The organism is Sodalis endosymbiont of Henestaris halophilus (assembly GCF_900161835.1).
Taxonomy (GTDB): domain Bacteria; phylum Pseudomonadota; class Gammaproteobacteria; order Enterobacterales; family Enterobacteriaceae.
This window is the reverse complement of record NZ_LT897836.1, coordinates 163,902-188,077: the sequence shown is the minus strand read 5'-3', so window position 1 is coordinate 188,077 and position 24,176 is coordinate 163,902. Positions and strand designations below refer to the sequence as shown.

The 24,176-nt window shown below is 33.8% G+C and carries 7 protein-coding genes; 2 read left to right on the top strand and 5 right to left on the bottom strand.

The annotated features are described in order from the left end of the window. Positions 1–64: 64 nt before the first annotated feature. Together dsbA and HBA_RS00450 are read right to left on the bottom strand one after the other, a co-directional pair. On the bottom strand, positions 65–688 hold the full coding sequence (gene dsbA, locus HBA_RS00455) for a thiol:disulfide interchange protein DsbA (protein WP_097032603.1): 624 nt from the start codon (positions 686–688) through the stop codon (positions 65–67). 2,243 nt (positions 689–2,931) lie between these two features. Then, the gene (locus tag HBA_RS00450) at positions 2,932–4,602 is read right to left on the bottom strand and encodes a Na/Pi cotransporter family protein (RefSeq protein WP_097032602.1); all 1,671 of its coding nucleotides are present in this window, start codon (positions 4,600–4,602) and stop codon (positions 2,932–2,934) included. Between the two features lie 3,272 nt (positions 4,603–7,874). Here HBA_RS00450 and gltP point away from each other — a divergent pair. Then, positions 7,875–9,161 (top strand): glutamate/aspartate:proton symporter GltP, encoded by a 1,287-nt coding sequence (gene gltP, locus HBA_RS00445; RefSeq protein WP_097032108.1) that lies wholly within the window; start codon positions 7,875–7,877, stop codon positions 9,159–9,161. 213 nt (positions 9,162–9,374) lie between these two features. Here the strand turns inward: gltP and HBA_RS03420 are convergent, their stop codons facing one another. Both HBA_RS03420 and HBA_RS00440 read right to left on the bottom strand, forming a co-directional pair. After that, positions 9,375–9,542, bottom strand: a complete 168-nt coding sequence (locus HBA_RS03420; protein WP_157774236.1) for a hypothetical protein — start codon at positions 9,540–9,542, stop codon at positions 9,375–9,377. 4,533 nt (positions 9,543–14,075) lie between these two features. Beyond that, positions 14,076–14,669 carry a YhgN family NAAT transporter gene (locus HBA_RS00440; protein ID WP_097032107.1) on the bottom strand — a complete coding sequence of 198 codons (594 nt, stop codon included), beginning with the start codon at positions 14,667–14,669 and terminating at the stop codon, positions 14,076–14,078. 217 nt (positions 14,670–14,886) lie between these two features. On the opposite strand from HBA_RS00440, the gene asd reads away from it, so the two are divergent. Next, a complete protein-coding gene (asd, locus tag HBA_RS00435) occupies positions 14,887–15,993 on the top strand; it encodes an aspartate-semialdehyde dehydrogenase (protein WP_097032106.1) in 1,107 nt (368 codons plus the stop codon). Between the two features lie 1,804 nt (positions 15,994–17,797). Here the strand turns inward: asd and nfuA are convergent. Further along, complete coding sequence (gene nfuA / locus HBA_RS00430) at positions 17,798–18,373, bottom strand: Fe-S biogenesis protein NfuA (RefSeq protein WP_097032105.1); 576 nt, start codon at positions 18,371–18,373, stop codon at positions 17,798–17,800. Between the last annotated feature and the right edge of the window lie 5,803 nt (positions 18,374–24,176).

Here is a 24,176-nt window from a genome sequence, read left to right as displayed (position 1 = left end):
AGCACTATTAAACTTAATGCCGGCGGTAGTCGATACTAGGCTTTATTCGGTCCTTAGAGATATATTACTTTTGACTCAGTAAAAATTTTATCACATCGGCGAATTGGTTTGTGTAAGCATCCATGGATGACATATCTAATCCATCATTTTTTATCATGTATTTGCCGTTTATAAATATTGACGGAACTCCACGTAGTTGCAGAGCGACCGCAGCTTTTTCTTGCTTCACGACCAGAGATTTTACCATGCGGCTGTTCCAAGCAGAATCATACTCTTCAGCTCTGATGCCTGATTGAATAAAAACTGCGCGTATGTCATTCGGCGTTTTTATGTTTTGTGTTTTTTGCAGACCATCAAACAACAGTGGACTAACTTTATCTTCTACGCCTAGCATCATGGCTACCGCCCAGGCCTGGGTAAGTGATTTACCAATCGGTCCTATACAGTCAAGGTGATATTTTGTCATTTTGATTCCGACTGGTAGAGATTTTTTTACCTTACTGGAAATGTGATAAATTTGCTCAAATTGATAACAGTGCGGGCAATAAAATGAGAAGAATTCAAGTACTTGCGGTTCATTGATTGCTGGTTTATCTATCTGCAAATATTGTTGTCCTTCAGTAAAAGTAGTGGCTAAGGCACTAAATACCGACATGATACCCATCAACATAAACCAGATTGTTTTCATAGATCCCATCTCTTCAAAATGAATAAAATAAGCGTAAGAACAATAAATATACATGCTTAAGCTGCAGCTAAGGCAATTGTGGCAACGTTGCTTTTCTATAAATATTGTGAGCGCAGTTTGTTTCGACTAACATCTCACCTAATCATCTAAGAAAATTGCGTGTAACTGCTAAGTTGTCCTAAAGCAGTTAAGACTCTTGCAAAGAGTTTTTATAAAAGACGGTTCTTGAGGTTCGGTATTTTATATATTCAACACAAACGGTTAGCATCAGGTTTTTTCTAGTCCTGTAGTTATTCTTATGATACATCACGACTGTTATCGTATAACAAATACAGTAAAAAGCTTTTTATTTACTCTAACTCGTCATTACTCTCCTGCGCAAAAGTATGTTCGTCAAGGATAGAAAAAAGCAACATAATAATAAAAACGTTTTTGCAGCGGCGCATTTTTTAATTAACATGCTACTAAATAGGTCTTTCTCGCTTTTTAGCGGCTATTCTAGTATGTGTTCAGCAGCATACTAGCAGCGAAGTAATAAAATTTATCCAGATAGAGATTGCACAAACTTATAAACAGTATTTTCGTAACTTTACGAGTTAATCACTAGGCATTAACGAAGAATCTCTGTCTGTTGTATTATGTTTATAATTTAATTGATTATTAATTACTAATAATTTCATTTTTTTATTTAATGTCAATTGTTAATTTTAGCTAATTCTTTAATAATTAAGCCGCCATGCGAACTAGTTGTTTTATAAATCTTCTTAGTAATCTTTTACGATCCTAGAAATAGCGTATTATTTATTTTCATCGCATATATTAACAATAGATGAAGAGATTGTTCGTCAAAATACCTAAATGAATTACTTATATATTATTCCTTCTGTGCTAGATTTGAAAAACATTAGCAAATTAAACTTATCTGCTCATTTTCAGTCATATTATAATAATATACTAATATTATTAATGTACAAGATTTATTGTATATTACTGCATGAAAATTTCACTATGCTCTAAGAAGTGTTTACGAACGAGAATAAATACCATTATTTTGCATTTTCTTGGGTAGAAGAAATTATTAAAATAATCTATTCCTCCTCCCCCCTCCAGAAAAAATATTTTAGAGAAAACAGATCGAAATTAATGGTATTATCTTTATAATTCTCTGATGTGAAGTATTGTTTAAACGCTTATTTATTGATAAATGTCAGAGCTGGCTATATTAATCCTAAGTGAATTATATCGCATGTTGCTGTGCTGAATGTTGATTATAAAAGCTGCTTTATAAGGAAAAAAGCTTCTTAGCATATCGTTTTTCGATTATAACAAATCTTTTCTGATCTTGTTAGAACCTTAATGGGAGCCGCTGATGGATGTGTGTCGTACTTATAACTCATAATTCATATCTATCGCTCGTAATATCATATTATTTTTAGCCATATGGTAGCTTGGTTATTAGATGGTTGATAATAGACTATTGTAAATTTTGCCAACGAATATAAATATAATAATCATCCTGTTACGTGATTACACTGTGCTATAGTGCCATTACTAGCAGCATTCTGCGCAGTAAAGAAAAATAAATTAAACTTTTTCTATCTATTATATTTGCACAACTGGTGCAAATTTCATTCTTTTCGCTACACTTTTATGATTTTCTACGTATTGTGAGATCTTTTCTATTATTATAAGTACGGTTGCTATTACTATCTCGATTATTATTTGTACTAGTCGTAGACCCCCATAGCTCTGCCGATAAAACGGTTTTGTTACAAATAGTTTTTTATGTTAATTGATCAATATGGTTCGCATGTAGTTATTATTAATTTATGTATCTATAATAGCGAACTAATACTGTTCACCATAACAGTCTGTTTATAGGTCGATTTTCTTACTTTGTTTGAAGTTGAAATGCTACTATTAGCCTTTGGGGGTTAATAATTAACCACTACACGTCGACGAGCAAGCTTCAGAAAATATTAAGTGAGAACATTCGTCACAAAGACAGTTGTATTTTAAAAAGCTTTCTTCTAATTAAAAAAGCAAATATTGTCTAAAATCTATGCGCTTATTGAAAAAGCGAGTGTTCTCTAAAAATCCTGTCTTAATAGAGAGTAGTAGTTGTGTGCTTACTTTTATAGTTTTTATATATTATATCATGTAGCACGGCGTTAGAAAGTCAAAAGAACGCGGGCAGTTCTTATACGCATCTTCTGTCTGCTTACTAAAACATAATTATGTCGTTAGTTCGTATTGGTAATTGTCGGTCGGTTGTCTTCACGGTCGCGGACTTTATCTTCTTCCGACTCCTCATCAATTTCTAATATGTTATAGGCCACGGAACACAATAGTGAATTTACTCTTTTCAAATCCCCAAGCAAGCTCAAATGCAGCGAGCTGGTTTCAAGGCTTTGCACATTTTGCTGATGTAAGCGATCCACATGAGCGTGTGCATATCGTCGGTCTGTAATTCTAAAACGGTGTTTAGCACGCCGCAGGCGTTTAGCGCTTTTTATATCGTTCGATAAGAACACCGATAAGCTTAAACGCAAGTTTGACATCAGTTGCTCATGCAGCGTATTAAGCTCCTTAATGCCCTGTGAAGAAAAAGTTCGGCGTGCATTTAGCGATTTGATGGCAATATCTGCTGTCATTCGTTCGATTATATCTCCTGCTTGTTCCAGATTAAGTGCCATTTCAATGATTTCTGCCCAGCGGCGTGAATCCGATAAGTTAAGATCTTCCTGCGGTATTTGCGCCAGATAAAGTTTGATAGCAGTATAAAGCATATCGACGTCGTCATCTAGACGGCGTACTTCACGGTTTTTATCAATCTGTCCATGTAGCACTGCGGTGTGTAAAAGCAACATGTTTTCTACTACGTCACCCATGCGTAGTGTTTCACGAGCGGCATTCACCAGTGCCAGAGCGGGCGTATCAAGTGCGCTGGTATCTAAATGACGCGGGTGTACACTTCGATCGTCTATCGGATTATCAGGAATCCACTTACTGCATAAACGCGCCATATTATCGGCGAATGGTACCATGGTTAAACAGCGAAATAAGTTATAAAACATATGAAAATAAATGATCAATTCCGAATCAGCTAGAGGTAGCCGTTCTAATAATCGCGCCAATAATGTGACAAAAGGCAGCACTATTAGACATCCTATAATTTTAAACAACAGGCTACCTAGAGCGACGCGTTTGCTTTCGGTATCCTGCCCTCTGGTGTGAAGTATTGCTAAAATTCCACTGCCAAGATTTGCGCCAATAGCTAGACATAGCGCTACTTTAAAGGAGATAACATCGGCAGCAGATAAAGTTGCTGTTAACAGTACTGCAGTCAAACTAGAGTAACTGATAATGGCAAACAACGCTCCGGTTAATGCATCTAGCAAAATGTCGCCGGTAAGTGAGGATAACAAAACTTTAACGCTGTTAACTTGTGTTATAGACGTGGAGGCATTAACAATTAGTTCTAGGGCCAGCAAAATTAAGCCCATACCGATAGCGATACGCCCATGTTGTACGGCACGGGATTGTGTGAGGCCGAGAAACAAGCAAACACCGATGAAAATAAGTAGCGGCGATAGCCAGGAAATATCGAAAGTAAAGACTCGCGCCACCAGGGCGGTACCCACATCAGCACCGAGAATAATTACCAACGCTGGAGTTAGTGCTACTAATTCCTGGGCTACGAAGGACGCTACCAGCATCACCGTAGCGTTACTGCTTTGCACCAACGCAGTTACACCAATGCCGGCTATAAAGGCCATATATTTTTTCTCTATGCTATAGCCAAGTACTTGCCTTAGTTGGGCCCCATAAATACGCATAATACTCGTGTGAACGATATGAGTACCCCATACCAGTAATGCTACTGCGGACAGCAAATGTAACAGATTTAACACTTTAATTTGAAGCTCCCTTAATGCAGATGAATACTGGCGCTTCCTGCTGGAAATGCTAATAAGCAGGTTCATAATGTTTGTGCAATTGGAGGCAACCGGCATCTCGTGCTTGAATATTATTAACTGTAGACTTTTAGTCTAATTTGACCGCATTTAATATAGAATTTAGCCACAATAAGGTTCAAAATATTAACTGCGAGTAAAATATGGCAGTATTTTATCCGATAGTGCTCACATTGAACCAACAACACAAAATTTGACCGCGAGAAGATTGACTGCGTTAATACTTTTCTTCACTAGCAACAGTGTAATAGACTTTAGCTGTATTGCGATCTGTCTGGTATATCGAGGTTCAGTTAGCGTACTAATCTATAAAATTGTCCTCAAAATATTGTAATTGCCTATGCACCTAGTGCAAAAGCTTTTATCGTACTAGTAAAGTATTGTTTTACTATATCGGATGACATCAACGCTTCATCTTAATTTTGAATGATTAAGACAAGAGTTAATTTCAACTTATATTGAGATTAAATCTCGTACTAAATAGTACGGATTTTTATTACGCATAGCAGTATAGAAGAACACAACACCGTTGCTAATTTTACTACTTTTAAAAAATACCTGACGCTAGCTAAGCTAGCTATATGATAAAGTAATAATCATGACTCTTGAAAATATGCTGATATTGCATTGCAGATGCTTCTATAGGCATCAGGTTATTGTCTTTGCAATAACATTTGTTGGTATGTTTACTGAAAATTAAATTTTGGTTAGTTCATGAGCAGTAGCATGATTCTACACAACATCTTTGGCATAGCATGTGATAAACGCGTCTGCGTTTGGCGTTAAATTACTATTTATTCATGAATCATATTGATTTAATCATAGTGTGACTGCAGTTGCCTAACTTTTAACTAAGCAATGCTAACTCTATTTTTTGCTAACAAAATAGTATAAATCAGTAATGTTAATAACAGCATCATCAAAATAAAAAACTTACTATTATTGTTGAAAATGTTATATGTGATTTCTGCCAAGTTTCTTCGTAACGACTTTGTAATATTTCAGCAAAATGAACTAATTAATCGTGCCGATTTAGCATTTATAAATTGTTATTTAAGTCGCGATAAATAAATGGCAATAAAAAATATTTATCACCATCGTCTATCCCGCTTAGTAAGCAGAAAATAAATGATGATAAAATCACTGGCGGTAGTAAGTATCACCGATAGTAAAAGCTCGTCTAAGAAAATGAGTAAATAATTCGACGATTATACAATATAATGACAGGTATTAAGACAGATCTAAAAATCATTAAACTTCTGAAAATCTTTGTGGAAAATAGTGGCTCAAGTCGGGTTGAGAGCATAAATTGGCATTGATGTCACCAGTAATAATAGCTTAATTAGCAAGCATATTTATCACATGGTGTTACCGAATTAAGTAGGCCTGATTTATCTTTTTATTCTCGTCCTTGTAGGGACTAGTGCGTGGGTACAGGATGGGGATATAGCTGAGATGTACCAACAGGTTATGCGCTAGTAATATCAATACTATTACCCGACTAATTCTGTTTCTAGCGCGTTGGATTCATTCTATAATTTTTGATAAAATTACGTATTTTGTCACTAGAATCAAAATTAGGATTGTTATGTTGCGATGATATGTGGTTATCTGTAGTTAACTTAAAGAGTGATATAGGGTTTTTAGCGGAGAAACGAGCAAGATAGAAAAGATGCTGGCAAAATACGGAGGATAATGCCATGTTTTCACGCACCGCATCGAATGTTGAATTAAAGCAGCATGCCTATCTGGATTTGAAACAAGAATAATGCAATGTTATAACCAGTTTTTTGAACACGAAAATAAGAACTGTTATTAAGCTATAACAGCTCAGTGATTAATTCCCAACAAAACCATCAAGGCAAGGACAGAGTTTATAACGGTAAAGTTTCTATTTAATCTGTTACGAGCAATAGCACAATCCCTAGTTGCTTCAAATATTATTATAGATTGCTGGGTAAAATAGCTAGAGATATAAGTTCTTAGCTACTTGAATTAGATTTAAGGGAACATCAATTGCATAACAACTTTATTGCTTAGTAATAAACGGCGAGATAAAAATGGTACAGCAATTACGAGAATTTTATTCTTTGAGATCTTTTATAAAATTATTTATGGTTACTAGTACGAATGACGCTATCTTGAACGCGGTGAAAATAGTAAATACAGCAAATGGTAACAGCGTCAATACGACAATCTATTTATCTTGCATCGCGTATAGTCTCTAGAGGTTAGCCTGCCATGATTTATGACAAACAACCTGCACATTTTATCAGTAATTTATATTTACTGTATTAAGCTTAAAACTAAGCTTAAATATTGCCAAATACAAAAGAGAAATATTGATGTATTGGCATACAAGTTTTTTTATTTACTGTAGTCATCATTCATATTATGATTAGTTGTTACTATAACCGTATAGCTGAGATTGCCCCCTGTAACCCCAGAAGGGGTTACGCAGCCCAATGTATGTTACTACGGCGTAGGACAAGTTGCAGTGATAGTCATCGTCATTGATATCTCTCAGATGAATTAGCAATCAACATGATTAATGTTCAAACGTAAATTTTGCGTATCTGCTAATAAATAAAAGCTTGGATAATAATTTGAGTAATATGAGTTTTCGTCTAGAAAAGACATCTAGTTACAATGCGCTTAATTTATTTTAACTATTTTGTATTTTTTATGACATCTCTATGAGATGTTAATCATTGGTTAATTACCACCCCATTTTCCTAGATTGACTTTATGTTTTTTGCATTGTATAGCTCAAATCTATCACTAAGTCTATACAATATAAAAACGTACTTCCGCCAGTATTGAGATAACAAGTATTCATGGCTCTTGCAGTCATCTACGGAGATATTTTCATTTTATTTTTAAAAAAAAACGTATATAAAAGATAGGTAGCGTTTTTGCTAGTAACAACTTTAATGTACTTTCTCTTGCTGAACACTTTAATAACAAATAGTTAAATTTATTCTCTTGTAAAATGCAAGAGAATAATTAAAAATCATCAAAAAAACTTTTATGAATAAAAGTTTAATCAAGGATCGTGTGTGCTTAGCATTTTGCTACTTTCTATTTTATCCTAACTTTTACAGCCCCCGGCTTCACATAATTAGTGTATAAAAAGTGAGTAAGTGAAACCGATGATAAAAATCATAAATGTTTGTCACGATGGGGTTTACTATGGAAACATTATTCTTATGAAAAAGTTAAAAATAACGCTAGCTTGGCAAATTCTTTTTGCTTTGATCCTGGGTGTTATGCTAGGTACAGTACTACATAACCAGGGAGAATTACGTGATTGGATAATTGCCAATATTCTTTCACCGGCCGGAGAGATTTTTATCCGAATGATCAAAATGATCGTAGTGCCTATCGTGGTTGCTACGCTTGTAGTTGGTATTGCTGGTATTGGCGATACCAAAAAGTTTGGTAGCATCGGATTTAAAACCATTTTGTATTTCGAGGGAATCACGACACTGGCAATAATTTTGGGTATTACCCTGGCTAATGTTTTTCATCCCGGTAACGGAATTGATATGTCAACTCTGGCAGTGGTTAATATCTCAAAATATGAACAAACTGCGGTTGAAGCGCAGTCTGATGACTATAGTTTAGTCGGGACTATTTTATCGCTGATCCCAGCAAACATTTTCGTTTCAATGGTTAAGGGAAGTATGTTACCTATCATTTTCTTCTTTGCCTTGTTTGGGCTAGGTCTAGCCTCTTTGCCGCAAAATACCCGAGTACCACTGCTCAATGTATTAAAAGCGGTTGCGGAAACTATGTTTAAAGTCACACATATGGTGATGTGTTACGCCCCTATTGGGGTTTTTTCATTGATTGCGGTTACTGTAGCGACCTTCGGCTTTGCATCGCTGATGCCGTTAGCTAAGCTGGTTTTATTGGTGTATGGCGCTATTATCTTTTTTGCTCTGGTGGTGTTGGGATCTGTAGCAAGATTGTGCCGGTTACGTATCTGGACTCTTATTTGTATTTTAAAAGAAGAGTTGATTCTGGCCTTTTCCACGGCCAGTTCAGAAAGCGTTTTGCCGCGTATTATTGAAAAAATGGAGGCGTATGGCGCTCCTGCGGCGATTACTAACTTTGTGGTACCAACAGGTTATTCATTTAATTTAGACGGATCGACGCTATATCAAAGTATCGCCGCCATTTTCATCGCGCAGCTGTATGGTATTGAGTTATCCTTAGGTCAGGAGGTGGTTCTAGTGCTGACGTTAATGGTTACCTCCAAAGGAATAGCAGGCGTACCTGGCGTGTCCTTTGTGGTCTTGCTGGCGACACTTGGCAGTGTGGGAATTCCTCTGGGAGGATTAGCATTTATTGCTGGCGTTGACCGGATCCTAGATATGGCCCGCACCGCGCTTAATGTCGTGGGGAATGCGTTAGCGGTTTTAGTGATCGCCAAATGGGAAAATCAGTACGATAGAGCACAGGCTTTGGCGTATGAAAAAAAAATGTTATAGTAACCAGGAGCTGATCTTTTCACGTGGGCAGAGCCACTGTGGTGTTAACTAATGGTTTTTTGTATCGCTTATCGGGTTCGTATGATGCGGATACATTAGTAAATAATCAAACTGAATCGATATTCATAACAATAGGTTATTTTATACCGCAAATGCGGTAGACAAAAGGTTATCTGTTAGGTTAAGTTGAATTTTAAAAAAAATGTGGATAGATTAGCTTTTGTTAATGTTATAAGCCGTGGTGGTGAAAAATAGCTTATACAGAGCGTCGGAATAATCAACATGAACAACTGCGATGCCCTTGATATCCCCATCAACCTCCTTGTGCGGCATCACTGTTGTGCCGCTGCTTACCTCATAGATCGGTGAGTATTTATCCATCAAGTTCTTTGTGATCATGACTTTTTGATCGTACTCATGGCACGCGTTATCGTGAATTTGGCCATTAGTAATGCGCTTGTTTGTCTAGTTTGTTTATTGTTTTCGGTGTGTGTTTAAACGTATCCTTATAATTATTACCAATTTACCGTAACGTTTACTAGTGAAATAAAAAACTACTGTAACCATTATTAAAATGGTAGTGCGGTAGATAAACTAAGATGTAGCTCATCTAGCAATGCAACTACAGCGTAATAAGAAGCATATCGCACAGTTAGTTCCAGATTATATGCAGTAATACAAAGATAAGCGCTAGTCTAAAAGATAGCAAAATTACCTTTTGATACTCTTGGGAGCTCAAAATATGCAATTTGGTCTGGACTAGTTAAACAAAGCTTCTGCAGGAGATTTTCCTACAGATTCACTTCGCTCATCCTTTCTTAGAAGGTTGATTCTAAATCCTATGAATTCATAGATATGTAAATATAGTTAGAACAACTGGGTGTTTTCTTTTTTCAGCATAGGTGGCTTGTTATTAACATTTGTGGGTTCCAAATCTTTCCAATTTTATTTGTACATTAGCTGCGATTATAACGGGAAGAACGTACGGTTTTTGTATCTCATCGCGTAATTAGCATAGAGCATGCTCAGTAATAAAATAACGTTCGTATCTTTTTACGTTTTGACCGATTTTTAATCCTAACTAAAAATACATCGCAAACACGGTCGTTATTAGTTATAATGCAAAGCACAGCATGAAGAGCTATATCTGTAAGATATGAGGACACTTATTAAAACATACTATATACTATAACATAACTTTGTTAGAGGGTTGGTATTAGTACGGTAGTCGCATTATTAAATATGATTTATTATCATGTGTATTGCCAATAGATTTTTCTTGATTAAGAATTTCATATCCTCAGCGCACGAGGACCAGATATATTGCATTCTGGCAGTAAAATAATTAGCATATTAAACTATTTATACATTGAGTATCAACTAACTAGTTTATTAAGTAGTAAAATGTGGTGGTAAAAAACGCAAGAAGTATCAGTGATCTGATCAATTAAGTGTAGCAAGCGGTAATTACGCTCAGCTGCTATTATAGCATTGGCTGCAACATTTTTACCGATGAGGAATGAGTGTATCTAGTAAACCACTTGCGTGAATCACATATTTATTTCTGTATTACGTAGTGCTGAATTAATTTATGAGTCAGTTTCTTACATTGTTACCCGTTGAGCGTTTTATAATTTTGCGTAGATATCTAGAAGGAAAATTTCTGCACAGCTGGATTATTCTGAGATAAAAAGGAGGCATTTATTTAATGCGTTAATTATTCTTTATCTATTAAGGATAATTAAATATGTTTCTGTTACCCCGTCGTTTTTGCTATGAGATTAAATTTAATTAACATATTGATTTTTTCTGGTAAGGTGATAGGGTATTTGAAATACCCATGCTGTTATTATTACATAGGTGGTTCTGTTTATTTTATATACTATTATGTTACACTAACGTACACGATAGTTTTATTGCCTATTTATAATTATCGTACTACAATTTTTACACATTGTATTATAGTACCATCTACTTACCTTGTAATATAGAGGTATTACCTAGCATTTATATATACCGTCATATCAGTATTAATACACGCATTATTGGCTTGTATTGGTTTTATACTGGAGCTTGTTATATCGCGCGTTCAACGATGGTATCGTTTGTAAAATATTATAATAATCACCAATTTTAATACCCACGATAAGCCTAACGGTCACTTAACATATCTTCTTCAGTAGAAGGCAATGAGCAACTAAAACTTATATTTGTTACTGGTGATAGTAACTTTTATCAGCACACATATTTATGTATCGCACTAATTACTCAAATCTTCCCGAGCGTAAATAATGTTCATTCGCTTTTTATTATTTATATCCTAATTGTTTATTGCGGATCACCGTATAAGTGTCTGTTTTAACTTTTGTTGTAATAGCGAGATTACTAGTGTTTAGTGTTTGATTCAAGTGATTGCGCTAGATGTCACGTGAGTATAACATTATTTACTGTTTCAATTGCTTTAGCTAATCCTTCTATAATCTTGTTAATTAAACTCAAAGAGAGGGAGAACACTTTTGTATTGCTTGTCTGATTTTCTCACGTGTTTACTTATTGTATCACTAGAGAAAACATGGTTGTAGCTATTTTATTTTGTTGTTTACGTAGCGTATTAGTAATATTTTAATGTTACTTTAACAGATAATAAATTATTTAGTATCTATTAAATAATAGATATATTAATGTATCATATTTAAACTAAATCTTTTTATTGTTGATAACCTTTATAATAATATTACCAATAACGCGCAGTCAGCCGCGTTGAGCATTTTCAGCTAAACGAAACATATTATTGATAATAAAGTCAATAACGATGATCGCTAATCACAATTATAAAGTTAAAGTCAATATTTATACATCATCCTCGTTATCATCTACTTACTATATTAATAACACATACACTAGTTAGTAGATTAAATAAGGATCCGTGTTTTCTGTCTTTCTAATTAAGTTAATTTTTTGATATTATTAGTTTATTTTAGTGTGCATATAAATCTACCATGCTAAATTTTAATACTGTTATCTAACAGATTAATAAAACTTAAATATATTACATGCTATTTTAATAAATTGTTTATTCAAATACTAAATTAAAGCAAATACTTTAAGATACTAACAATAGTTTATTATTAATATTTATAAAATGAGAAATGATGTTTTGGTAAACTTAACTTGATAACTATTAATTATTTAATAATGTTAAATTAACTAGTATGGTTGATAGTGGTAAAATAGGTAGCATAATATTTACTATCATAAATATAGTAATAACTATATTTATTGCGTAATAAAATTACGCATATGTGAAGCTTGCTTGATTTCCTCTTTTATATCAAAGAAACCGTTAATAATAAATAAAATATAAATAATAAAACTTAATACAAGTAAGATGTATTTATTTAAGAGTAACTAATTGTAGTACTATGTTAATGCTTTAGAATTACTATGTAATTATTTAGATGCTTGTCCAGAAGATATTCTGGAATTATGTTTATGCTTTTCATTATAAAATTTTTACTTTTCTCATAAAAACGTAATGATCACTATGTAATGTTACTTGATTTATTGCTTAGTTAATCGAGATTAAACATGTGTGCAACATTGTATTAAATTTGCTAAATCTTCTTATTAATATGCTAACTTAATAATAAAATGTAACTGTATAATATTATTGATCAAATTAGATGTACTTACAAATCACAATAAGCTGTTATTTATGTCATCTAGACTAATATGCTCAGATATTTGAGGAAAAACCGCTACGACACCTTACATATTAAGCCTGATTATTTCTGAAAATTAAGTTATTGACACCAATATTTTCTTAGAAAATGTTAGCTTATATATGGCATATAATGATTATGCACTTGACCGAAATTTAAAGAGATGCGGATAATCTAGCTTTTCTTTTAATATTTAATGATAATATACTATTTAAACGTTATTTCCATCAGTACGTTAAAATGATTTTGCATTTGGTTAATATTGAAGTAATCGATAACATGGTTGTCTTTTAACTTGTTTGAATATAATTTCGAATTTAAATGATTTAGATATATTACATCAGCTGACTAAACTTGCCAGCGTATAACGTCATGATAAAAGAATTTCTTTAGTATACTAACCATTGTTTAGCGTTAGTTTTAGTGTAACAAGGAGATTATATTAAGATAAACGGTGTTGTTAGTACAACTAAAATTTAGTTATTTCTTGCTATTGCAATGCTGGCGTCAATAGATTGTTCTGTTTGAACAAATAGAGATTGTTAGTTCTTATTGTGCTTACTTTATCAGCTTAATTTATCCACGATTTAGCTATAATCTATTCATCTTCAGATAATCAAGAGGTTAACTTGAGCGTCGATTGCCTGCTGCTCAAGACCACAAGATAAACATCGAGGTAGTGAGTCAATTGATGTGACCTTTAAATTACTAATAAGTGAAATGATTAAACTACCTGCTGTAGGCTGGAGAATTTGCAGTCTTCTGATAGTTGATAGTCATCAACTATCCTTTCCCTGCCTGTTTTTGACAGGCAGAGCCAAATGGCTTGTTTTATTGCTAAGTTACGCGAACAGAGCCGTTGATTATCTACGGCTTTTTTAACAGAGTAATCTTTTTATGTCAATTATCCTTAACTGTTGCTTATTCAAGCATTATTAAATGCTTGGTCTATCGAAGAAATTATCAACTTTTGTAGTCGGTTGTGCTGGAAATCAGCATTGCTGTTAATCTTCTTTTGGGTAATATACTGCTAAATATGTGAATTTTACTTTCACCGTCTACTCATTCTCCCCTAAATTAACAAGCAGACAATGTGTCTAGGCTGGTGTTGCCAATTAACTTCTTGCTTTTCTGAACTCGTGCGTACGGTCATTAAACACTATAGATTGTGGACCATGGCATCCTTTCTCTTCTACGCGCGTAAATAAATACGTACACCTTCTAGAAACATCTGAGTTGAAATCATTATCAATAATAAACCCATCAGCCGCTCAAGCGCGCTAACAACTTTATTTCCCAGTAATCGCAAAAAGACGTTGGATAGCATCAGAATAACAACCGATAGAACCCACGCTATCATTAACGATAAAACTAAGTGTTTGGTTGGATGTGAATATTTATGTGATAACAACATCAGTGTTGCCAGAATTGATGGGCCGGCAACTAGAGGGATCGCTAAAGGCACCAAAAACGGTTCTTCCCCAGCCGGTAGGCCTGTACTATTCTCTTCCGGGGAAGGAAAGATCATTTTAATAGCGATCAAAAATAAAATGACACCGCCGGAGATCGACACGATCTCGGGGCACAGGTTGAGAAACAGCAAAATATGTTCGCCGGAAAAGAGAAAAATTAACATTAGTAGCAGAGCCATCAACATTTCTCTAATAACGGTAACCAGCCGCCGTTTCGGTTCTAGATGTTTGAGTACCGACATGAAAATTGGCAGATTACCCAAGGGGTCCATTATCAAAAATAACAAGACAGTATCTGATATAATTTCACTCATTAATTGCCTCCATGTCATTAATGCCGTGGTTCAGGCAACGGCAAGTGGTGGGGGGGAGAAGTATAAGCGTCACAGCTGAAAATTGCTTAACATTGAATAATTTTGCTTGTTGCATTTTAGATATATTTTGTATGGTAGACAGATTGTATTATCCATTAGTGCAATATAGTAAGAACAAATGATATAGTTCTTAGCTCTTATGACAGGATAATTAAACATGAAAAATGTTGGTTTTATTGGCTGGCGTGGTATGGTTGGTTCAGTGCTGATGCAGCGTATGATTGAAGAGCGTGATTTTGATATTATTTGCCCGGTATTTTTTTCCACTTCTCAACAAGGTCAGCCCGCACCGGTGGCTAATGGTCAGCAAAGTGTACTACAGTACGCTCGCGATCTAGCGGCGCTTAGTGCGCTGGACATTATTGTTATCTGTCAAGGTGATGATTATAGTAACGAAATATATCCGCAACTACGTAAAATAGGTTGGCGGGGATATTGGATTGATGCAGCTGCATCTTTGCGTATGCGTGATGATGCGATTATTATCCTGGATCCTGTAAACCAGGCGGTTATACAAAAGGGCCTAGATCGCGGTATCAAGACCTTTGTAGGTGGCAATTGTACCGTGAGCTTGATGTTAATGTCACTAGGCGGTTTGTTTGCCCAAGATTTAGTAGAATGGGCGTCAGTTGCTACCTATCAGGCGGCATCTGGCGGCGGTGCACGCCATATGCGTGAATTATTGATGCAAATGGGTCAATTGCACGGTGTGGTAGAAAAATTGTTGCAGGATCCAGCATCGGCTATTTTAGATATCGAGCGTCGGGTTACCGACTTGACCCGTAGCGGAGCCTTACCGACAGATAATTTTGGCGTGCCACTAGCTGGTAGCTTGATTCCCTGGATAGACACGCAGCTAGAAAATGGACAGAGCCGCGAAGAGTGGAAAGGCCAGGCCGAAACTAATAAAATTCTCAACACGCGACAGGCAATCCCGGTGGATGGATTGTGCATGCGCGTTGGGTCTTTACGATGCCATAGCCAAGCATTTACGTTAAAGTTGAAGCAGGATGTTCCGCTAGCAGAAATTGAATGTTTGCTCACATCCCATAATGATTGGGTGACCGTGGTGCCTAATGAGCGTGAACTATCTATTCAGGAATTGACACCTGCAGCGGTGACCGGCACGCTAAAAACTCCTGTCGGTAGGTTGCGCAAATTGAATATGGGGCCGAAGTATCTTTCAGCTTTTACCGTAGGCGACCAGTTGTTATGGGGAGCTGCTGAGCCCCTGCGTCGCATGTTGCGTCAGTTATCTCATTAATACTTCCACCAGGATCGATTGCCCATTGCTAGATGCAGGGTACTCAACGAGTTTTACTTAGCTCTTCTGATAGAGGTTTTGGAAGCTAATGTGGCTGGATTATACGTGCTACGGAATTTTACCTTCTTAGATGCGAAGTCACATGCCTTCACCTTTATCTAATTAATATATTTAGTCGATATCTCTAATATCGGACCAAAACACATAGCATTTTAAGTGTTATGAATCACAGCAGATTTAGGAAAGAATAATCTTCTTATCTTACCCCCAGCAAAAGAGTATAAATATTTTACCCATACCTGTCCACTTGTCATGGTTGACATGTTCTGTCGTTGCCTTATAGGATACCTAGACTATATGCTGTTTGCAGCCTGTGTAATAAATAATCTTTTGTTGCCTCTTTCATTATTAATTGCGTCGAATGTAGAGTTCGTTGCTAACGTGTTGTTTTTGAATTTTTAATTTATTAAAATTAAAGATAATTATAGATTAGCTTGATAGCTAAAAATTTTAGCAAATCTGCTTCTCTCATAAAAAAGCTTATGTATGCTTATTTTCATAATAATACGATTAATTAGTACTGTAAGTACTTTCGTAAAGGTTTGCTTTTTAGTTGCGTATGTTAACCGGTAAATTGCTGTCTTTGCATAGACTAACCGGATACTGTATCACTAATATTTCTCTGAAAATTTGTCAGAAGGCGTTGTCCAGCTAGTTTTATATTTGAAGAGAATTTAACCGTGTGTCTGCAGTGCTCTATCTTCTACGTTTTTGTTTTATGTTTATACAGCCATTGTTGTGACGTTTTAAAGTGTTATGCGATGCGACTAAATTCTAACTGATTAGTTACTACACAAACTTATAAAATATTGTCTCACGTCTTTAAGATTAAAACAGGGGAATTCAGTGAAATAAATGCACTGTTTGTCTATGTATTATTTACCCCAAGCTTAATTTTTCTTAAATATATTCTATCCACAGTCCTTATTCACTAAGTATTGATTGAAATTAAGGTAAATTGCAGGAATTTTTAGCCCCTTCGTAACTACAAAGCGAATTTAGTAGCAGCCTGTTACATTAAGGGATAAATTTGCTGGGGTAGACAACGCAGATCTGTTAGATTGAATCTATTACCAGACTATCTTTAATTTTGATACGAGTATCACTAAAATTTATCAGTTTTGAAGTCCATGTCAAAACATTGAAATCTACTTTTATATTTATCAATGCAAAATTAATAATGATTGATAAATATATCGTTATATTTAATGTTATTTAGTACCCTTATTATTTCGTATGGCTGGTTAAATAGACAATGAGCTTTCCTTTGCTAATGAAGTGTGAGCCAATTTTGACTGCTAATCTAATTATGGTAATCAAGAAATCGTTAATATAAATCTAACGCCACATGGAGAGTTAACTAATGGTATCTTGCTAGAATTATTCTGAAAATCTTTGAATAAGTGAATGAGGAAAAGATATTGATCTTCGGCCATACGATAAAGTTAGTTGAAGGTGTTGCTCGCTCTTGATTATCAATTATCGCAGTAACTGAAATAAGGTAAGGTACACAAAAGGTGTCTAACATATTTGTCTAACGATGTATCTCTATAACAACAAATGCAAAGCTTGGAAGAAGTATGCTTCTTTAGCTAATAATAAGTGGTCTTTGCAGATGCACTAGGATAGATTGATCACCGTGTACTAGATCTGCTGTCTGCGCGGCAGTAGACCGCGGATCTAGTATCAATGATTAAATCTTGTTAATACCCATTAATTATGAATGGGTTCGGCTTGACATTTATTAATAATAAGAATGCTTGCCGTGCTGGTGTTCTGTTAAATCGCGCACGCCTTTCAACTCTGGAAATTTCTCTAGCATTTTTTTCTCAATACTTTCTTTAAGCGTATAGCTTACCATCGAACATCCGTTACAGCTGCCGCTAAATTGGAGGATGGCTAGCATATCATCCGTAATTTTTATTAATGTAACTTGACCATGGTGGACAGCCAACTGAGGATTGATCTGCGACTGTAGCATATATCTCACACGTTCTATAAGCGGTGCGTCGTCGCTTATTTGGCGCATTTTTGTATTGGGGGCTTTTAACGTTAGCTCGGAGCCTAGTTGATCTGTGACGAAATCAATTTCTGCATCTTTCAGGTAAGGAGCGGAAAACTTATCTACATAAATCGATATTGTATCAAATTTCAGCTCAGTGTCTGTTATCTCCACCGCGTCTGGTGGACAGTACGAAACTCCGCATTCCGCATTAGGTGTGCCATAATTGATAACAAACACTCGGATCTGGGTGCCTGGTTTTTGATTATTAAGTAGTTTAGCAAAATGTTTTTGGGCGGCATAGGTGATACTAATCATAACATGCACTCAATAGTTGATTAAAGCAGTTAGAAATTCTAGTTTTTTTCTCTTATAGATAACAAAGGGATATGGATGCTTCATAGTTGCACGGTACTAGCGCTTATTGACAAATCAGAATACTATTTAATTTCTTGGCGGTTATTTTACACATTTTGATGTGTATCATTTATTAGCGATGTTTATTGTTTAGCTTAATCGAAACGGAGACACAGATTAAGCAAAATTATATACCGTTAATACTCTCCCCATCCAGTTTGTTATTTTGTCATCGCGGGTAAGTTATTGTAGCGGAGGAAATTAGGCTTTCTCTCATGGTCGTGTGACTGCTGTTGAATCAATCTACCGTGGTGGTAGAGAGTCTTACTTAATTTTATCAAGTTTTTTAGTCAACGCATTAGCCTGTTAGCAGGCCGTTTAAGTTTTATCTATAGTCCCTGCTCCAGTGACTATTGGCATGCAAATAGTATATTAAGTAATAAATGTGTTTTCTTACTTTCACTATACGAGTTTCGACACTACTATAATATGCTAGACAAGCAAAACTTAGTCAAGGTTGTTGTTACCCTTAATATTTAAGTTTTTCTCACTAGCGCAAAGACGATGTACAGGATTCCTTTCTACCCCTGTGGAAACAACTTGCAGATTGATAAGCGGTTCCTTGCTTATTTAATAGTACTCTAACGCAGCTAATAAAATACTTCATGTCTCAACTGAGACTAACTCCAACATAGTTAATGCTATGTGATAATTGTTATATTATGATAAATCTTTCTTGTTTTTATTTTAAGCAATACATTAGTGAAATTACTGTGTTAGCAAATTACCGCCGATATTAACTATCGCGATCTTATGCAGTGCTATAAATAAGGACTGAATGCTAAAATTTTTTTATGCATTATTTAATGGTGGAAGACTTAATATCGTTTATACATAGATAAATTGCCTTGTGTCGTGTTCGATTCCGCAAATATGGGCGATTAATTTTGTTGAAATAGATATATAATGGGAATAATAACATTACGGGTTTATAACTGCTTAATTGTTTATTTAGTCAGATAATTTTTGATTAGCTAGTGGTAGTAAGGGTGGTTTTTAAATGGACTAACGAAAAGTAGATGATCTGATTGACTAAAATTTTTCTCCGCAGTTTTGCTGCGTCGGTGATTAAGCATAAAGGAGAGGCCTAATGTATAAACTAAATGCGTTAGAAGACTTTGTGCACGCACAGCTTTCGGCTTTTATCAGAAGTATCGTTGGTTTTCTCGTTTTTCAAAATACAATAATCGAATCTTACTAGCTACGTTAGCGAAAAGTATTTTACTGGTGTTGTGCTGCTCGTTAGTAATTTATGCTTGGTATACTGAAATAAGTATTACTTACTATTTTGCACCTGTATGTTTATTTAAACGTCCTGATACCGCATAAAGTTATTCTTACTTGATAAAGTATAAATTTAATTTAGTAGTAGTTAGGATATACATTTATCTCAGTAAGCGAGGTATAGCTGAAATCAAGGATCTTTATAGATATGACGAAAAGAATGTTAACACAGTAAAAGAAAGATGGTGGTCTTAATACAATTTTATAATTGTATCACTGATAGTAAAAACGCCAAGATGATTAATAATAGTTGCGGTAGATAAAATTAAAAATTTAAAATAACTAAAAATGTAAGCAGTTTAATATAAGCATTACAAATGCATCCGCTGGCGATAGCACCAATGATTCAATACTTCACGTTAGTATATACTTACTAACAAGTCGATAAAGATCGACGTCACAATATTTATTAATTATAGCAATAATATCATAGTTATGCCATGCCAACTAAAATGGTGGCGGTATAATGGTAAAATTCCTGGCTACCTATCCTGGAGATACAGGGATGTTATCATGAAGGTTATCATTCTGTTTATGACGAATAAACTATGCATATTATATAGCCAATATCTTTTAAAAGGCAGATATAAATAAATTATGCCAATTTTTAGAATTAGCTGTAGCTAATGGTATTGAGCTTGCTATTCGTCCTTATCTCTTTAGTAGGAGATAGCAATACGATAATCGTAACTCATGTATTTGTTACTATTAATATAATATTTATTTATAAAGAATGTTGCGCAGGAATTTATCCTGGCACCCTTAACTATAGGGTGGTATATATTTATGTTGGTGTAGGGATATATATGTTTAATATATAATCTATAACGGCATGCTAAATCTATTATTAACAGCATGGTGTGAAGACGCGAGGTTGGTTTTTTAATAAACTTCAACTAGCCGTATTATTAATATATTGATAAATTATTGTAATCATGTAATAGATATCTGCAATAGGTTAATAGAGTATCTCGCCTTTATTTTACGAGTAATTTTTTCTTCCGTTAGGTAAGGGTTACTAAATTCAAACTGTACAGATTTTATTTTCTAATATATTAAACACCACGATGCAAGATATGCCTGATTTGGTAATCTCTCAGTTAATTAAAATACGTGCCAAATTAACGGCATCGCTTACATTCATGTGCATGTAGACTCTCGTTAAAAGCCATATGTATATAAAGATTTGTATACCATGAGAGGTTTTCTGAGATGGTGTTGTCAGAGAATATTTGCCGGGTAGTTAGATAATTTTAATACGCTGATTTTACCTGTTTAAAATAGCTTTTCTTTACGTTAAACTGTGATGTCTTCCTAGTTATTGCCCATTAACTCATGCTAATTAACTAGTGTGGTTTTGCCTCTATTGCGATTTCCGGTCAAGACCAAATTATATCTAATAATTTAATAAAAACTTAAATAATAATATACAACATACTATCTACAATTTGAACGTGCGTTACGGTTAGAGCAAATTAGAGAAATGATCGGTTCGGTTTAATTATAATAATAACAGATTTTTCGCAATAACATCCGTGCCTTTACTCCATTTATATTTGTATTAGGTTATTTAGCATAGTGACTCGTATCATTTATAACTACTTATCAGGTAACATTTTAAGAAAATATTTCTGAAAAGATGGATGGAATTTTAACATATCAAACAATTTTAATTGTTCTGTATAGTTATCGTAAGTATAGTAAAACGGAAATAACTAGGTTGTTTATGAGTATATTTATTAGAACAAACAAGAGTAGAATTAAGTAACACAAATAGTAAAATCAATGGTGTTTTATGAGCATATTTATCACTCTTTGTTATTTATATTAAATATAATATAGTTAGTAACTTATTCTTTAGCTACGAATAACATTTTGTAAAATAGAGTAACTGTTTGTTTTATTTTTAAGCATTAGCTATTATGTTATAATAAAACTTATTTATATTATTGGTAATAATATACATTAGTTATAATTATACTTAATGTATGTAAGTTGGCTATATTCTTTTGTATTTCGTAAATTTATTGTTAAACTTATAATCACATTATTGACATTTATAGCAATAATGAAATGTTTTGGATTTACTTTATTTTAATTAAGTTGATATGAGAATAATTATTGACATTATGGTTATCTAGATATTGAGTTTTGCTCCCATAGACTTTTATACGTATTTTACAAAATGATCAATATAATTTATTTTATAAATGCTAAATATTATAATTAGAGTTTTGAAATATCAAAATATTTTAATTTTAGTTATTTATAATAACTACAGAATGTTACGTTGAATATAGTTAACAAAATATTAAGTTATGCATGATATGATATCTAATTTATGATATCAATCGCTTTCAATTCAGCCTTGCTTTTAATGCGTTTTTGTGGAATACAGAAATAAAATTGCTATTTTATGTATTTAATATTGTATTTATATACAAGCAAATTATTTAAAATTTTACGCCAATTTTAATAATCGACAGTCGTTTTTGGTTACATGTAGCTTATTACGTAAATACTAAGTGATATTTATCAGAATTAATATAAACAAATATTAATATAATCATAGCCATGTAGATAAATTGGTTAAAATAATCGTAACGCATATCTTTTAAGTCGTACAAAATATTTTGTACTTTTAAGTTAGTTATATTTAAGTTTATTGATGGTTTTAGTAAAACTAATTTTAGTTTATTGATGCTCTGGTTTCGTAAAATCACTAATTAATGTGTCTCACAAACATGTCTTGTTATCAATTATTTGATATTATCTCGTATCAGATCATTAAGGTATAACAAGTATCAATTAAATATTTAATTCAATAGCAACGAATTGAATAAATATATTAATTAACTGCGATAGTTTTTGATTGAAGGAGATTTTATTTAACATTATCAACATCTATTTCTATAATTTATGTTAATAAATAATCGCTAAGATAGCATGGTAGTATCCATCATCAAGATGATAAAAGTATTTTTTATAAAACACATTGCACATATAGACGCAATAGTACATTAAATTAACTATTTAAGAGTAAACAGATAAAGTAGCAAAATATATGATTTTATTCGTGAGGTAATTATTAATGTTTAATTTAAATTATTAATTAAGATACAATAAAAGATAAGTAAAGTATGTTATATTCTCTCTTGATATTAAAACTGTTTTGTAATTACTTAGTAAGTATTTATCTAACCTTTATCCTCATAGATTATAAGTAAGCTTAACTCATATATATAAAAACGTATGCAACTCCATGTTAATAAATTACAAATATTAATTAAGTATAAATATAGTAACAGGAATATTATTTCAGTTGTTAAAACTATTGTAATTGACAATCACGCAAAATAATCGGTAGACATTAATCAATAAATTTATTGACAAAATTATTTATTTTGTTTAAGAGAATGTGACCACCTTGGTGTTGTTTATATCAGTAAAGTTGCAGAAGAGACTCGTCTTGTATTATAAACGGTGAGTTACCTGTGCTGACGTTGAGTGCGTAAAGAACGAGTTTGTTTACGTTATTTTGTCATCCTTAGCCACATTTAACCAACGCCATCTTTCCGTTCATAGTGATATAGTGCTGCTAGAGAGCAATATTGCTGCAGTGACGATTATTGACACTTCTTTCATCAAAAGTATGTATTTTACGAGTTAGCGATTAAACTTTTTTCTATATTTATCTTTTCATGCATGCCGTGCATTAATCTATTTGTTTTCCAAGAGCATCTTGATTTTAAGACGTTAGGTCTAAAAGATGATAGTTTACACTTGCTATCGGCAGTACATGATTAAAATATTTTCTTAAATGATCGCCGATCATTTTTCGCAGTAGCAGGCATACGGCTATTTGTTGTTGTGCCGTTCTACTTTTAATGTTATGTGCAATAGCAATATGTCTTTGTTGTGGTTACATAACATTGCTTGAGCACGATAAGGCATCTTTTAGTACAGTAGGTTATGTTAATTGACATAGTAGCACTATTTATTGCTATTTTCTTTTCCGAGTACTACTCGGGTCACTAAATACGCGTTCCCTCAAATGAACGCGCATTTTTCCAACTATAAAGATCTTTGACAAAGCTCTTTGACAGGATATCTAGTGCTTTATTAATCGTTGTTTTGATATCTACGAAAGTTTTGTATCATTAATTTTAATAAAAATGGTTGCCGTAGTTTCTTAAGTCTAATAGAGACTATGCCAGATATGATCTACACCTCAATGGCTGTCTGGCCGCAGGTGCGGTGTTTGGTTCGTATAGCAGATTTAAAGAGATTCACTGAATTCTTCCACTTATAGTCAAAGTTATATAGCTTCGGTCAAAACCGTGGTCAATTTGCCATACTCGTCAATATATTTAAAAACATTCTGTGCCGTGAATTCGGTTGGCCTAAGTGATAAGTAAGA

Bases quoted from the DNA above. Each gene is read 5' to 3' on its own strand.
- dsbA (WP_097032603.1), bottom strand. From the start codon at position 688: ATGAAAACAATCTGGTTTATGTTGATGGGTATCATGTCGGTATTTAGT.
- gltP (WP_097032108.1), top strand. From the start codon at position 7,875: ATGAAAAAGTTAAAAATAACGCTAGCTTGGCAAATTCTTTTTGCTTTG.
- HBA_RS03420 (WP_157774236.1), bottom strand. From the start codon at position 9,542: ATGGATAAATACTCACCGATCTATGAGGTAAGCAGCGGCACAACAGTG.
- HBA_RS00440 (WP_097032107.1), bottom strand. From the start codon at position 14,669: ATGAGTGAAATTATATCAGATACTGTCTTGTTATTTTTGATAATGGAC.
- asd (WP_097032106.1), top strand. From the start codon at position 14,887: ATGAAAAATGTTGGTTTTATTGGCTGGCGTGGTATGGTTGGTTCAGTG.
- nfuA (WP_097032105.1), bottom strand. From the start codon at position 18,373: ATGATTAGTATCACCTATGCCGCCCAAAAACATTTTGCTAAACTACTT.